This window comes from Ramlibacter sp. AN1015 (genome assembly GCF_037726105.1).
Classification (GTDB): domain Bacteria; phylum Pseudomonadota; class Gammaproteobacteria; order Burkholderiales; family Burkholderiaceae_C; genus Ramlibacter.
On the sequence record NZ_JBBJUM010000009.1, the window covers coordinates 1 to 13,792 of the forward strand.

The following is a 13,792-nucleotide window of genomic DNA, read 5'->3' on the forward strand; positions in this document are numbered from 1 at the left end:
CCGAAGTCGTTCGGCGCAGGTCGCCCCGCAGCGCAGCGAAGGGGTCGCAGACAGTCGGGTCGCCTTTCTTTGCCTACTTTCTTTGGCGAAGCAAAGAAAGTAGGTCGCCCGCCGGGGCGAAATCCCGGCATGCCGCGACAGCAAAGGAGTCGCAACATAGAACCAGTCTTCGCATCAGCGCTCCACGCCACGCCATGCCACGCCAACGCCAACGCCAACGCCAACGCCAACGCCAACGCCAACGCCAACGCCAACGCCAACGCCAACGCCAACGCCAACGTGCGACGCGCACCAGTAGCAACCACGAAGGACACGGCCACAGGCCGTGTTGACCCCAAGCCCGTGTGTCTGCGCCTGCGCCGGACGGCTTCGGCCGGAAACAGGGCCGCGCATGTCTGAGCCCGCAGGGCGAGTTTGCGCGGACCCCGGCCGAAGTCGTTCGGCGCAGGTTGCCCCGCAGCGCAGCGGAGGGGTCGCAGACAGTCGGGTCGCCTTTTCTTGGTTACTTCTTTTGGCGAAGCAAAAGAAGTGACTCGCCCGCCGGGGCGAAATCCCGGCACGCCGCGCCAGCGATAAACATCACAGCGCAGCGGCAGCCCCTGGCAAGCAGTGCACGCCACCGCCACCGTCAACGTAATACGTCGAACGCCGATGTCGATGTCGATGTCGAAAAATTGCAGCGACCACAACACCCGTCAGCGCACCACTCACCCCACCTCGGCAATCAACTCGATCTCCACGCACGCCCCCATCGGAATCTGCGCCACGCCGAACGCACTGCGCGCATGCACGCCCTTCGGCCCGAATACCTCGCCGAGCAACTCGCTCGCCCCGTTGGTGACCAGGTGCTGCTCGGTGAAATCGGGCGTGGAGTTCACCAGGCTCATCACCTTGACGATGCGCGTCACCTTCTCGAGGTTGCCCACCGCCGCCTGCAGCGTGCCCATCAGGTCGATCGCCACCGCGCGTGCTGCCGCCTGGCCTTGCGCGGTGTCGATGTCGCGGCCCAGCTGGCCGACCCAGGGCTTGCCGTCGCGGCGGGCGATGTGGCCGCTGAGGAAGACCAGGTTGCCGGTGCGAACGAAGGGCACGTAGGCCGCGGCCGGGGTGGCGACGGGGGGCAGGGTGATGCCGAGTTCCTGGAGCTTCTGGGCGATGGTCATGGAGTGCTTCCTCGTGAATGTCGAAAAAACGATTCTAGGAAAGCGGACGGGCGGCGAGGCCGGTGAACAGCCGATGCTCGCAGTCGGGGTCGCTGCAGGCGTCGCACACGCCGCGCCAGCGCGCTGGCGGCGCGTCCGCCGGCCGCCAGGCCCAGGGGGCAACGGAGGCGACCGCTTCGAGCGCGTTGGCGCAGCGGTGCGGCCCCGTGCCGTAGACCATCCGCCAGTCGACGCCGGCGCGCTGCAGCTGCTCGCGCAGTACGGCATCGGTGGCCTCGCGCGCCTGCGGGCCCGCACGCTGCAGGCCATCGGCGGTCCAGGGGACATCGAGCCCGGTGAGCAACATAAGGTCGTAGCCGCGCTGGCGCTCCCGGGCAAATTGAAGCAGAGGATGGTCTTCGAACAGCAGGGCGCCGTAGACCGCCACCACCAGTGCGCTGGTGTCGGCAAGGACGATGTCGGCCGTGGTCAGCGCCGCATCGACCTGGCGCTCCTGCTCGCGGGCGATGGCTTCCCACTCGTCGGGACGCGGTGCGCGGCCCGCCTGCTCGCACCACGCACGCAGCACTTCAGGCACCACCGCCACACGGTCACCCTGCGCGCGCAGGCGGCTGGCCATCTCCTGGGTCAGCCTCGTCTTGCCGGTGCTCTCGGCACCGAGCACGCAGATGGTGAGGGGCGGGCGGGCGGCCATGGCGCCGCGGGCGCGGGCGCCCGCTCAGGGCGTGACGTGGATGAAGATCTCGTTGGGCTTGACCATGCCCAGTTCCATGCGGGCTTTTTCCTCGACCATCTCGAGGCCCTCCTGCAGGTCGCGCACCTCGAAGGCCAGGCGGTCGTTGGCCTGCTGCGCGCGCACGTTGGCTTCTTTCTGCGCCTGCAGCTTGCGCTGCATCTCGGCCACCTCGCTCACGCTGCCCCGGCCGAACCAGAGCTGGGCATGAAAGATCAGCAGCAGGGCGACCAGGATGGCAGGAACGAGGCGGGAGCTCATGAAAGAAGAAAAAGCGCCTGGAGGAGCTGGCTCAGCCGATGTTGTAGAAAGCCGCGAGGCCCGGGTAGGTGGCGATGTCGCCCAGGTCTTCCTCGATGCGCAGGAGCTGGTTGTACTTGGCCATGCGGTCCGAGCGGGAGAGCGAGCCGGTCTTGATCTGCCCGGCGTTGGTCCCCACCGCGATGTCGGCGATGGTGCTGTCCTCGGTCTCGCCCGAGCGGTGGCTGATGACGGCGGTGTAGCGGGCCCGCTTGGCCATCTCGATCGCCGCGAAGGTCTCGGTCAGGGTGCCGATCTGGTTGATCTTGATGAGGATCGAGTTGGCGATCTGCTTCTCGATGCCTTCCTTCAGGATGCGGGTGTTGGTGACGAACAGGTCGTCGCCCACCAGCTGCACCTGCCGGCCCAGGCGCTCGGTCAGGAGTTTCCAGCCGTCCCAGTCGCCCTCGGCCATGCCGTCCTCGATGCTGATGATGGGGTACTTGGTGACCCAGCCGGCCAGCACGTCGGTCCATTCGGCGGCGCTCGCCTGCATGCCTTCGGCCTGCACGTGGTACTTGCCGTCGCGATAGAACTCGCTTGCCGCGCAGTCCAGCCCCAGGGCGATCTGGTCACCCGGGCGGTAACCGGCCGCCTCGATGGCCTGCAGGATCATCTGGATGGCCGCTTCGTGGTTCTCGACGTTGGGAGCGAAGCCGCCCTCGTCGCCGACGGCGATGCTCATGCCCTTGTCGTGGATGATCTTCTTGAGCGCGTGGAAGACTTCGGCGCCGTAGCGGATCGCCTCGCGGAAGGTCGGTGCCCCCACGGGGATGATCATGAGCTCCTGCAGGTCGAGGTTGTTGTTGGCGTGCGCGCCGCCGTTGACCACGTTCATCATCGGCACGGGCATCTGCATGCCGCTCATGCCGCCGAAGTAGCGGTACAGCGGCAGGCCGGATTCCTCGGCTGCGGCGCGCGCCACGGCCATCGACACCGCGAGCATGGCGTTGGCGCCCAGGCGGCTCTTGTTCTCGGTGCCGTCGAGGTCGAGCAGGGTCTTGTCGAGGAAGCCCTGCTCGGAGGCATCGAGGCCCAGCACGGATTCGGAGATTTCGGTGTTGATGTGTTCCACCGCCTTGAGCACGCCCTTGCCGAGGTAGCGGCCCTTGTCGCCGTCGCGCAGCTCGATCGCTTCGCGCGAGCCGGTCGAGGCGCCGGAGGGCACGGCCGCCCGGCCCATGGTGCCGGACTCCAGCAGGACGTCGCATTCGACGGTGGGGTTGCCGCGCGAGTCGAGGATCTCGCGGCCGACGATGTCAACGATTGCACTCACGTGTGGTTCTCCAGATTGCCTTGAAATTTGTCGTGCGTCGCCGAGCCTACGGCAGGTTCAGCCCGCATGGGGCGCGCTGCGGCGAGCCGAGGGGCGGACGCTGCGTGGGCGCAACGCTCACATGCCCTCGACCAGCACCATGCGCATGTCGGCGATGCCGGCGCGGGCCTGGCGTGCGGCGCGGTACTCGGGCGAGTCGTAGAACGCGCGCGCCGCGTCCGTGCTCGGAAACTTCAGCATGACCATCCGGCTGGGCTGCCAGTCGCCCTCGAGAACGTCCACCGCACCGCCGCGGATGCAGATCTCGGCGCCGTGGACCTGCATGGCGTGGGTGGACAGCTTCTTGTACTGCTCGTACTGCACGGGGTCGTGCACATCGACGTTGGCGATGACGTAGGCGCTAGGCAAAGTGGTCCTCCAGGAATCCGGCGCGCTTGGTGACGCGGTCGAGTGCAAGCAGGGTGTCGAGCAGCGCCTTCATGTGGCGCAGCGGCACCGCGTTGGGCCCGTCGGACATGGCCCGGGCCGGGTCGGGGTGGGTCTCCATGAACAGGCCCGCGACACCCACGGCCACGGCCGCGCGCGAGAGCACCGGCACCATCTCGCGCTGCCCGCCCGAGCTGGTGCCCTGGCCACCGGGCAGCTGCACCGAGTGGGTGGCATCGAACACCACCGGGGCATTGGTCTCGCGCATGATGGACAGTGAGCGCATGTCGCTCACCAGATTGTTGTAGCCGAAGCTCGCGCCGCGCTCGCAGGCCATGAAACTGTCTTCGGACAGGCCCTTCTCGCGAGCGGCTGCCCGGGCCTTGTCGATCACGTTCTTCATGTCGTGCGGCGCGAGGAACTGGCCCTTCTTGATGTTCACCGGCTTGCCCGACTGGGCGACGGCGCGGATGAAGTCCGTCTGGCGGCACAGGAAGGCGGGCGTCTGCAGGACGTCCACCACCGCGGCGACCTCCGCTACCTCGGCTTCGGTGTGCACGTCGGTGAGGACGGGCACCTGCAGCTCGCGCCGCACCTTGCCCAGGATCTCGAGGCCGCGCTCGCGACCCGGGCCGCGGAAGCTGCTGCCCGACGAGCGGTTGGCCTTGTCGTAGCTGCTCTTGAAGATGAAGGGGATACCGAGCGAGCCGGTGAGCTCCTTGAGCTGGCCGGCCACGTCCATCTGGAGCTGCTCGCTCTCGACTACGCAGGGGCCGGCGATCAGGAAGAAGGGCTTGTCCAGCCCGATGTCGAATCCGCAAAGTCGCATGTCAGTGTGCCGTCCTCATGCCACTGCGCGGAGCTTGCCGCCGGTGAGCTGGTGGTCCAGGGCCGCCCGGATGAAGGCGTTGAACAGCGGGTGGCCGTCCCAGGGGGTGGATTTGAACTCGGGGTGGAACTGCACGCCCATATACCAGGGGTGCACGTCCCGCGGCAGCTCGATGATTTCGGTGAGTTGCTCGCGCTGGGTGAGCGCGGAAATCACCAGGCCCGCCTCGCGCAGGCGGTCGAGGTACTGGACGTTGGCCTCGTAGCGGTGGCGGTGGCGCTCGGTCACCACGTCGCCGTAGATCTGGTGGGCGAGGGTGCCCTTGGACACGTCGGAGCTCTGCGCGCCCAGGCGCATGGTGCCGCCGAGGTCGGAGTTGGCGTCACGTCGGTTCAGCACACCGTCGGCGCCCTGCCACTCGGTGATGAGGGCGATGACCGGGTGCTTGCACGCGGGCTCGAACTCGGTGCTGTTCGCGTCCTCGAGCCCGGCGACGTCGCGCGCGTATTCGATGGTGGCGACCTGCATGCCCAGGCAGATGCCGAGGTAGGGCACCTTGTTCTCGCGCGCGAACCGGGCCGCGGCGATCTTGCCTTCGATGCCGCGCTTGCCGAAGCCGCCCGGCACCAGGATGGCGTCGTACTTGGCCAGCCGCGACGCGCCGTCGGGCGTGATGGTCTCGGAATCGACGTAGTCGATCTTCACGCGCACGTGGTTCTTCATGCCGGCGTGGCGCAGCGCCTCGTTGAGCGACTTGTAGCTGTCGGACAGATCGACGTACTTGCCCACCATGGCGATCAGCACCTCGCCTTGCGGGTTTTCGGTCTCGTGCACCAGCTGGTCCCAGCGCTTGAGGTTGGCCGGCGGCGTGTTCAGGCGCAGCTTGTCGCAGATCAGGCCGTCCAGGCCCTGCTCGTGCAGCATGCGCGGGACCTTGTAGATGGTGTTCACGTCCCACATGGAGATCACGCCCCACTCGGGAACGTTGGTGAACAGCGAGATCTTCTCGCGCTCTTCGTCGGGGATGCGGCGGTCGGCTCGGCACAGCAAGGCGTCGGCCTGGATGCCGATCTCGCGCAGCTTCTGCACCGTGTGCTGGGTGGGCTTGGTCTTGAGCTCGCCGGCGGCGGCGATCCAGGGCACGTAGGTGAGGTGGACGAAGGCCGTGTTGTTCGGGCCCATGCGCAGGCTCATCTGGCGCACCGCCTCCAGGAAGGGGAGGGACTCGATGTCGCCGACGGTGCCGCCGATCTCGACGATCGCCACGTCGGCCGCGTCGGGCTGGCCGAAGCGGGAGCCCCGCTTGATGAATTCCTGGATCTCGTTGGTCACGTGCGGAATGACCTGCACGGTCTTGCCGAGATAGTCGCCCCGGCGTTCCTTCTCGAGCACCGACTGGTAGATGCGGCCGGTGGTGAAGTTGTTGACCTTGCCCATGCGGGTGGTCACGAAACGTTCGTAGTGACCCAGGTCGAGGTCGGTTTCGGCGCCGTCGTCGGTGACGAAGACCTCGCCGTGCTGGAACGGCGACATCGTTCCCGGATCGACGTTGATGTAAGGGTCCAGCTTGATGAGGGTGACTTTGAGGCCCCGCGATTCCAGAATCGCTGCAAGGGAGGCTGAGGCGATTCCCTTGCCCAGGGAGGACACCACACCGCCTGTGACGAAGACAAATTTGGTCATGTCAGGTCGGAAGGCCGCGCTTCCGGGGAGGTGGTAAACCGGGATTATAGGCAGGCCGACCTGCGCGGAAGAGGTTCATGTCGCCCCACCTGGCGCGTGCTGCGCCAGCCGCCTTGCCGCGTACACTCGGCCGCCATGAGCGAGCTGTCCGGCAAACACATCGTCCTGGGCCTGAGCGGCGGGATCGCCTGCTACAAGTCTGCGGAATTGTGCCGCGCGCTCGTGAAGGAGGGCGCCACCGTGCAGGTGGTCATGACCGAGGCCGCCGAGCGCTTCATCACCCCGGTCACGATGCAGGCGCTGTCGAACCGGCCGGTGTACGGCTCGCAGTGGGACACCCGCCCGGCCAACAACATGGCCCACATCAACCTGTCGCGCGAAGCCGACGCCATCGTCATCGCGCCCTGCAGCGCCGATTTCATGGCCCGGCTGGCGCAAGGCCGGGCCGACGAGCTGCTTTCCCTCCTGTGTCTCGCGCGTCCGCTCGGATCGGTGCCGCTGCTGCTCGCGCCGGCCATGAACCGCGAGATGTGGTCGCATCCCGCCACCAGGCGCAACCTCGCGCTGGTCGAGCGCGACGGCGGCGTGCTGCTCGGCGTGGGTACCGGCGACCAGGCCTGCGGCGAGACCGGCGACGGCCGGATGCTGGAGCCGCCCGAGTTGCTCGACGAAATCATCGCCGCGTTCCAGCCCAAGGTGCTGGCCGGCAGGACGGTGCTCGTCACTGCGGGACCGACTTTCGAGGGGATGGATCCGATCCGCGGCATCACCAATCACTCGTCGGGCAAGATGGGTTTCGCCGTGGCCCGCGCGGCGCGGGAAGCCGGCGCCGAGGTCACGCTGGTGGCCGGCCCGGTGGCGCTGCCCACGCCGCGCGGCGTGCGCCGCATCGACGTGCTTTCAGGGCTGCAGATGCTTGCTGCCTGCGAGGACCTGGCGCCGCGGGCCGACATCTTCGTGGCCACCGCCGCCGTGGCCGACTGGCGTCCGGCGCAGGCCAGCGCACAGAAGATCAAGAAGGACGGCTCGGGCGAGCCGCCGGTGCTGCGCTTCATCGAAAACCCCGACATCCTGCTCACGCTCGCACAGGGCGAGCGGGCCCGCTCGGGCGCGCTGTTCTGCGTCGGCTTTGCCGCCGAGAGCCACGACCTGCTCGCGCATGCGCAGGCCAAGCGCGCGCGCAAGGGCGTGCCGCTGCTGGTGGGCAACATCGGCCCGGCCGCGTTCGGGCGCGACGACAACCAGTTGCTGCTGGTCGATGAGCGCGGCGCGCGCGAGCTGCCGCGCGCCTCCAAACTCGCCCTGGCCCGCCAGCTGGTGGCCGAGATCGCCAGCCGCATCCCCGCATGAACATCGACCTGAAGATCCTCGATCCGCGCATTGCGGACCAGCTCCCCGCCTATGCGACACCCGGCAGCGCCGGGCTCGACCTGCGCGCCTGCATAGAGCAGCCGCTCACGCTCGCGCCGAACGCCTGCGAACTCGTGCCCACCGGCATTGCCATCTGGCTGCGTGACCCCGGTTATGCCGCCATGATCCTTCCGAGGTCGGGGCTGGGGCACAAGCACGGCATCGTGCTGGGCAACCTGGTCGGCCTGATCGATAGCGACTACCAGGGCCAGCTCATGGTGAGCGCCTGGAACCGCAGCAGCACGGCCTTCACGCTGCAGCCCCTGGAGCGCCTGGCGCAGCTCGTGGTGGTGCCGGTGCAGCAGGCGCAGTTCCGCGTGGTCGCCGAGTTTCCGGCCTCGCAGCGCGGCGAAGGTGGCTACGGCTCGACCGGCAAGGCCTGAGCCCAAGGGCGGCTCAACGCGGGGGCGCTTCCTACACCGGCTGGCGCGTCGCTTCCTACAGCAAGCGCCGGCTTCGGCTTTCTGCTAGCGCGAGCGTGGGCGGGTTCAACTCGGTGCCAGGGTGGCGCGCCGGTCCGGCAGTGCCTCCGCAACACTCAAGGAGATCGCCATGAAAAACACCACGCGCATTGCCCGGCTCGGCGCCATCGCCGTCACTACCGCCGCACTGGCAGCCTGCAGCAACACGCCGCTGTTCCCACAGTCTTCCACCTATCCGACGGCCACCTACCCCACGGCCACGTATCCAGCCCCGGGCGCCTACCCGGGCGGCGGGCAGGTCGCAACGGCGCCGGCATCGACCGTGTTCGGACGCGTGAGCGCCATCGAGTACGTGCCTCAGGGCGCCGCCCAGGATCCCAACCGCACCAACATCCTGGGTGCGGTCGTCGGCGGCCTGGCCGGTGCCGTGCTCGGCAGCCAGGTCGGCAGCGGCAGCGGCCGTGACGCGGCCACGGTGATCGGTGGACTCGGCGGAGCAGCCGCTGGTTCGCAGTACGGGCGCGGCAACCAGCCGCAGGCCACCGGCGGTCCGAGCTACCGCGTGACCGTGGTGACCGACCAGGGTACGACTCGGATGTACGAGGTGGCGGCCACCGGCGACCTGCGCGTGGGCGACCGCGTGCGCGTGGACAACGGCATCATCTACCGCGTCTGATCGCGGCCGCGGCGAGGCGGCCTGCCGCCTCGCACCTGAAGGGCGCGCCTTGCGTCGATCCACCTGCCAGTCGGAGTGTGGTTCGCCGCCGGCGCGTGCGCCGTGGCGCACCAGGGCGCGGCGCGGGCGCCCCGTCCAATGTCAGTGCAGCAGGTCGCTGCCCGGCGCCTGCGGCTGCACGCGGAAAAATCCCGAACCGGCCGAGCCGCGACCGATCTCCTCCTCCGTGGCTTCGCGCACGTGCCCGACCGTCAGGTGCAGCCGCAACGCGATGCCCGCGAGCGGGTGGTTGCCGTCGAGCACGACGTGGTCGGGATAGACATCGGTGACCGTGTAGAGCGCGTCGCGCGGCGCCGAGGGGTTCGCCCCCTCGGGCAGCCCTTCGAAGGTCATGCCCTCCTCGAGCTGCGCAGGGAACAGGGCGCGTGGCTCCAGGAACACGAGCGATTCGTTCCAGTCGCCGAAAGCCTCTTCGGGCTCCAGATGCAGATCGACGCGGTCGCCCGGCTCGTGGCCCTGCAGCGCTTCCTCGATCTTTCCCAGGAGGTCCTCGCCGCCCACCAGGAATTCGACCGGCTGTTCGAGTTCGTCGAGCGTCTCACCCAGGGTGTCCTTCAGGGTCCAGGTCAGTGCGACGACGCATTGTTGAGTGATTTCCATGACCGAGAATTGTCGCAGTCCGGAACCCAGCAATGCACACAGACCGCCCCCTTCCCCTGCTCGGAGGCCTTGCGCCCGCCCAGTTCATGTCGCGCCACTGGCAGCGCAAGCCGCTGTTGATACGGCAGGCCGTTGCCGACATGCGGGCCCTCGTGCCGCGCGCGCGCTTGCTCGAGCTGGCCGGTGAGGAGCACGTGGAGTCGCGCCTGGTGGTGCAGGAGCCAGGTGGGCGGTGGCGCCTGCAGCACGGCCCTTTCGCACGGCGTGCGCTGCCACCGCGCAATCGCCCCGGCTGGACGCTGCTGGTGCAGGGCATGGACCTGCACGACGCGGCCGTGCACCGCCTGATGGGCCAGTTCCGATTCGTGCCCGAGGCGCGGCTGGACGACGTGATGATCTCCTACGCCACCGACGGCGGCGGCGTGGGACCGCACTTCGACAGCTACGACGTGTTCCTGCTGCAGGCCGAGGGGCGGCGGCGCTGGCGTATCGGACGCCAGCACGACCTGAGCCTGCAGCCCGACGTTCCGCTGAAGATACTGGCCCACTTCGAGGCCGAGGAAGAATGGGTGCTGGAGCCTGGAGACATGCTGTACCTGCCGCCGCGCTGGGCCCATGATGGCATCGCGGAAGGCGAGTGCCAGACCTACTCGATCGGCTTTCGTTCGCCGGCCCGCGGCGAACTCGCGCGCGAGCTGCTGCAGCGTATCGCCGAGGACGCCCCCGACGAGGCCGGTGAGGCGCTCTACCGCGATCCCCGGCAAGCGGCCACCGAGACACCGGCTGCCGTGCCTGCCGAGATGCTGCGCTTCGCGCGCGAAGCGGTCGCTACCGCCTTGCGCGACCCGCAGCTCCTGGACCGCGCATTGGGCGAGTACCTGAGCGAGCCCAAGCCGAACGTGTGGTTCGAGCCGCCGGACCAGCCACTGCCGCTGGGCGCGCTGCAGCTCGATGCCCGCACCCGCATGCTCTACGACGAGCGGCACGTCTACATCAACGGCGAGAGCTGGCGGGCAGCCGGCCGGGACGCGCGCCTGATGCGCCGTCTCGCCGACCGGCGCGGCCTGGCTGCGCGCGAGGTGGCCGGCGCGAGCGAAGACGCGCGCGCGCTGCTCATGTCGTGGTGCGAGGCGGGCTGGGTGCACACCACGGACGAGACGCCATGACCGGCGAACGGCACCCCGACCCGGCGCGCCTGCCCGAAGGCGCTTTCGATGGCCGCTCGGCGTTCCAGCAGATGGTCCGCGACGCCCTGGCCCGTGCCGCGTCCGAAGGCTGGCAGGAGCTGATCCTGAGCGATCCTGATTTCCTGGACTGGCCCCTCGGGGAGCGCGCGGTGGCCGCGTCGCTGCAGGCATGGTCGGCGCGCGGGCGGCGCATCACGCTCCTGGCCGGCCGCTGGGACGCCGTGGTGCGGCACCACGCCCGCTTCGTCGCGTGGCGCAGGACCTGGTCCGATATCGTCGAGGCGCGGACCTTGCGCGGGAGCGAGGCCGGCGACTTGCCCAGCGCGCTGTGGACACCCGGCTGGATGATGCAGCGCCACGACCTCGAACGCTGCAGCGGGCGCGCCTCGCACGATGCGGTGCGCCGGCATGCGCTGCGCGAGGAGCTGGCCGAATCGCAGCGCGGGGCGGCGCCCGGATTTCCCGCAACCACCCTCGGGTTGTAGCTGTTTCCAGTCGCACGCATGAGGAGAAGGCCACGCCTTCGCGGCCTAGAATTTCTCGCTCGTGCGGAGCGTCTCGCAGTCGGCGGCTCTGCGCGCGGCCGGCGCGAGCTGCCTGACCGCATCGCAAGACCGCTGCGAGCGACGTTTCCTGCATCGTCGCCCCATGCAGCGCCCCGATATCCAGGCCTGAAAAAGGACCCCGCTCATGAACAAGCCACTCCTGCTTGCCGCACTGCTCGCCGCGGCACTGACCGCCTGTGGTCGCGACGAAGCACCCGCTCCGGTCACACCGGCCCCGGCGCCGCAGACCACGGCCCCCGCTGCCGCGCCGGGCTCCGACGCCACGCCGCCTGCGGCGGCACCTGCGGCTCCCACGCCTCCTGCGGGGGACGCCGTGGTGCCGGCGCCTTCGACCACGCCGGGCGGCACCACCAACCGCTGACGCCCGCCGGTCTGCGCGCCTGCCGCGACCGGAAGCGCACAAAAAGCAAGGGCAGGGCGCGGACGCTGCCTGCGCCCTGGGCCCTGCGAGGGCGTGATGGCAGGCCTGTCAATGCCAGAGCCCTGCCGGTGTAAGCGCCACGCGGCGGTGTCGTCGGCCCATTTCTGCCCGCGTTCTGCCTGGCGGGGTCAGCCCGCCTCGACGCTCAGGCGCTCAGCCAGCAGCAGCCACTCGGTCCGTCGGCCACCAGGATGTCCTGCGGGGCACAGGCGAGCGCCTCGGCAAGCGCGGCGCAGGCGAGTTCGGGCCGGTTGTTCTGCTCACTCAGGTGGGCGGCCATCACCTGGCGCAGCCCGGACGGCAGCAGGGCGCGCGCCGCGGCAGCGGCCGCGGCGTTCGCCAGATGCCCCTGGTCGCCGCCGACACGCCGCTTCAGGAACCACGGATACGGCCCCGACGCGAGCAGCTGCTCGTCGTGGTTGCATTCCAGCACCAGCGAGTCGCAGCCGGCAAGATGCGCCAGCACATGGGGCGTGACGTGGCCCAGGTCGGTGAGCAGCCCCAGCCGCCGGGCGCCATCGGTGCAGTGCAGCTGCAGCGGCTCGCGGCTGTCGTGGGGCACTGCGAACGGCGTGAGCCGCAGCGCCCCCAGCGTGAAGCTCTCGCCATCGGAGACGATGCGCAGCAGGCCTTCGAAGTCGGGCGAGCCGATGCCGGCGTAGGTGCCGGCGCTCATGTAGACGGGAATGCGCTCGCGCAAGGCAAAGGCGCGCGCGCAGCCGATGTGATCGCCGTGCTCGTGGGTCACGAAGATGCCATCGACCTGGTCGGGCAGCAGCCCGGCCTCGCCGAGTCGCCTGTGCATCTGGCGGATGCCCAGGCCGCAATCGACCAGCAGGTGGGTGATGCCGACGCCGTCGCGCGCCTGCACCAGCGTGGCGTTGCCCGAGCTGCCACTGCCCAGGCTCTTGAAGCGCAGCAAGGGGCTTGCCCTCGGCCTTACTTCAGGTCGTCCGCGATCACCTGCACGATGCGCTGCGCGGTGGCCGGTGCGGCAGGTGTGCCGCTGGGGTCGAGCACCGACACGGTGGTGCTGTTGCCTTCGCTGCGCAGGGCGATGCGGTACTTCAAGGGCGGAGCGGCCTGCTCGGCGCGGTTGAAGATGCGGCCGAGGAAGCCACGCTCCTGGCGGTCCGGGTTGGGCTCGACGTAGCGAACGTAATACAGGCCCTTGCTGCGGTCGCGGTCTTCGACCGTGAAGCCGGTGCGATCGAGCGTCAGCCCGACGCGGCGCCAGGCGCGCTCGAAACCTTCGTCGAGCAGCACCACCGGCGTCTCGCCGGCCTTGGAGACGCGGGCCGCCGGCTGCGTGCTGCCGGATGCCACGATGGCCTTGCTTTGCTCATCGTTCACGCCGAGCTTGACCATCAGCCGGCGCAGCATTTCCGTCTCGAGTTCGGGGTCCGCCGGGCGGGGCTGCCACACGGTCTGGTCCTGCTCGCGGTTGGCGTAGACCTCGACCATGCCGCGGTGCGAGATGTAGATCTCGGTGCCGCCGGTGGGAGAGCGCTCGAGGCGGGTGCGGAAGCGGTCGCGCTCGGCGGTGGAGTAGACCGAGTCGATGATCTTGCCCAGGAAGCGGCGAATGCCGTCCTGGGGAATGTTGGCGCGGTTCTCGGCCCAGTCGGTTTCCATGATGCCGAGGTTGGCCTGGTCGAGCGTCAGCAGGAAGCCGTTCTCCTGCCAGAACTCGCGCACCGGGCCCCACAGCTGGTCCGCGGGCCGGTTGACCACCAGCCAGCGCTGGTCGCCCGCGCGCTCGATGCGCACGTCGCCCACTGCAGTGGCGGCGGTGGGCATGGTCGGTGCGGCCTGTCCGAGCTGGTAGCTGCTGGCCGTGACCGGGCCGCCGGGCACCACGTAGCGCGAGTCACGCGCGAGCTGGGTCAGGTCGGGCGGCACCTCGAGCGTGGGCGCCTTGCCTGCGCTCTTGTAGTCGATGCGTTCACCTTCGAGCACGGAGCAGGCGGCCAGCTGGGCGCACAGCGCCAGGAGCGCGAGTCTTGCGAATTGCTTCATCAGTAGAGTCTTCCTCGTGGG

16 protein-coding genes are annotated in these 13,792 nt (G+C 69.2%); 6 read left to right on the forward strand and 10 right to left on the reverse strand.

The window, feature by feature from the left end:
* Positions 1-707: 707 nt before the first annotated feature.
* From WG922_RS14765 to WG922_RS14795, 7 genes are all read right to left on the reverse strand, one after another.
* Entirely contained in the window at positions 708-1,163 is a 456-nt protein-coding gene (locus tag WG922_RS14765) for a RidA family protein (protein ID WP_340283493.1), read from the reverse strand.
* 34 nt (positions 1,164-1,197) lie between these two features.
* Positions 1,198-1,857 (reverse strand): ATP-binding protein, encoded by a 660-nt coding sequence (locus tag WG922_RS14770; RefSeq protein WP_340283494.1) that lies wholly within the window; start codon positions 1,855-1,857, stop codon positions 1,198-1,200.
* 24 nt (positions 1,858-1,881) lie between these two features.
* Positions 1,882-2,157 (reverse strand): septum formation initiator family protein, encoded by a 276-nt coding sequence (locus tag WG922_RS14775; RefSeq protein WP_340283495.1) that lies wholly within the window; start codon positions 2,155-2,157, stop codon positions 1,882-1,884.
* Between the two features lie 31 nt (positions 2,158-2,188).
* A complete protein-coding gene (gene eno, locus WG922_RS14780; RefSeq protein ID WP_340283496.1) occupies positions 2,189-3,472 on the reverse strand; it encodes a phosphopyruvate hydratase in 1,284 nt (427 codons plus the stop codon).
* Between the two features lie 117 nt (positions 3,473-3,589).
* A complete protein-coding gene (locus WG922_RS14785) occupies positions 3,590-3,880 on the reverse strand; it encodes a DUF1330 domain-containing protein (RefSeq protein ID WP_340283497.1) in 291 nt (96 codons plus the stop codon).
* The gene (gene kdsA / locus WG922_RS14790; protein WP_340283498.1) at positions 3,873-4,727 is read right to left on the reverse strand and encodes a 3-deoxy-8-phosphooctulonate synthase; all 855 of its coding nucleotides are present in this window, start codon (positions 4,725-4,727) and stop codon (positions 3,873-3,875) included. The genes WG922_RS14785 and kdsA overlap by 8 nt, the downstream gene beginning before the upstream one ends.
* 15 nt (positions 4,728-4,742) lie before the next feature.
* Complete coding sequence (locus WG922_RS14795) at positions 4,743-6,410, reverse strand: CTP synthase (protein WP_340283499.1); 1,668 nt, start codon at positions 6,408-6,410, stop codon at positions 4,743-4,745.
* 135 nt (positions 6,411-6,545) lie between these two features.
* On the opposite strand from WG922_RS14795, the gene coaBC reads away from it, so the two are divergent.
* The 3 genes from coaBC to WG922_RS14810 all read left to right on the forward strand — a co-directional run bounded on the left by coaBC (position 6,546) and on the right by WG922_RS14810 (position 8,918).
* Complete coding sequence (gene coaBC / locus WG922_RS14800) at positions 6,546-7,760, forward strand: bifunctional phosphopantothenoylcysteine decarboxylase/phosphopantothenate--cysteine ligase CoaBC (protein ID WP_340283500.1); 1,215 nt, start codon at positions 6,546-6,548, stop codon at positions 7,758-7,760.
* On the forward strand, positions 7,757-8,203 hold the full coding sequence (dut, locus tag WG922_RS14805) for a dUTP diphosphatase (protein ID WP_340283501.1): 447 nt from the start codon (positions 7,757-7,759) through the stop codon (positions 8,201-8,203). The genes coaBC and dut overlap by 4 nt, the downstream gene beginning before the upstream one ends.
* A gap of 169 nt (positions 8,204-8,372) precedes the next feature.
* The gene (locus tag WG922_RS14810) at positions 8,373-8,918 is read left to right on the forward strand and encodes an outer membrane lipoprotein (RefSeq protein ID WP_340283502.1); all 546 of its coding nucleotides are present in this window, start codon (positions 8,373-8,375) and stop codon (positions 8,916-8,918) included.
* 141 nt (positions 8,919-9,059) lie between these two features.
* Here the strand turns inward: WG922_RS14810 and WG922_RS14815 are convergent, their stop codons facing one another.
* Entirely contained in the window at positions 9,060-9,578 is a 519-nt protein-coding gene (locus tag WG922_RS14815) for an FKBP-type peptidyl-prolyl cis-trans isomerase (protein ID WP_340283503.1), read from the reverse strand.
* 32 nt (positions 9,579-9,610) lie between these two features.
* Here WG922_RS14815 and WG922_RS14820 point away from each other — a divergent pair, with 32 nt between their 5' ends.
* The 3 genes from WG922_RS14820 to WG922_RS14830 all read left to right on the forward strand — a co-directional run bounded on the left by WG922_RS14820 (position 9,611) and on the right by WG922_RS14830 (position 11,692).
* Positions 9,611-10,744 carry a cupin domain-containing protein gene (locus WG922_RS14820; RefSeq protein WP_340283504.1) on the forward strand — a complete coding sequence of 378 codons (1,134 nt, stop codon included), beginning with the start codon at positions 9,611-9,613 and terminating at the stop codon, positions 10,742-10,744.
* Positions 10,741-11,250, forward strand: coding sequence for a hypothetical protein (locus WG922_RS14825; protein WP_340283505.1), 510 nt, complete (start codon positions 10,741-10,743; stop codon positions 11,248-11,250). The genes WG922_RS14820 and WG922_RS14825 overlap by 4 nt, the downstream gene beginning before the upstream one ends.
* A gap of 205 nt (positions 11,251-11,455) precedes the next feature.
* Positions 11,456-11,692 (forward strand): hypothetical protein, encoded by a 237-nt coding sequence (locus WG922_RS14830; RefSeq protein ID WP_340283506.1) that lies wholly within the window; start codon positions 11,456-11,458, stop codon positions 11,690-11,692.
* A 205-nt stretch (positions 11,693-11,897) separates the two neighbouring features.
* Here the strand turns inward: WG922_RS14830 and WG922_RS14835 are convergent, their stop codons facing one another.
* Positions 11,898-12,674 (reverse strand): MBL fold metallo-hydrolase, encoded by a 777-nt coding sequence (locus tag WG922_RS14835; RefSeq protein ID WP_340283507.1) that lies wholly within the window; start codon positions 12,672-12,674, stop codon positions 11,898-11,900.
* 17 nt (positions 12,675-12,691) lie between these two features.
* Positions 12,692-13,771 (reverse strand): outer membrane protein assembly factor BamC, encoded by a 1,080-nt coding sequence (gene bamC, locus WG922_RS14840; protein ID WP_340283508.1) that lies wholly within the window; start codon positions 13,769-13,771, stop codon positions 12,692-12,694.
* Positions 13,772-13,792: the final 21 nt, after the last annotated feature.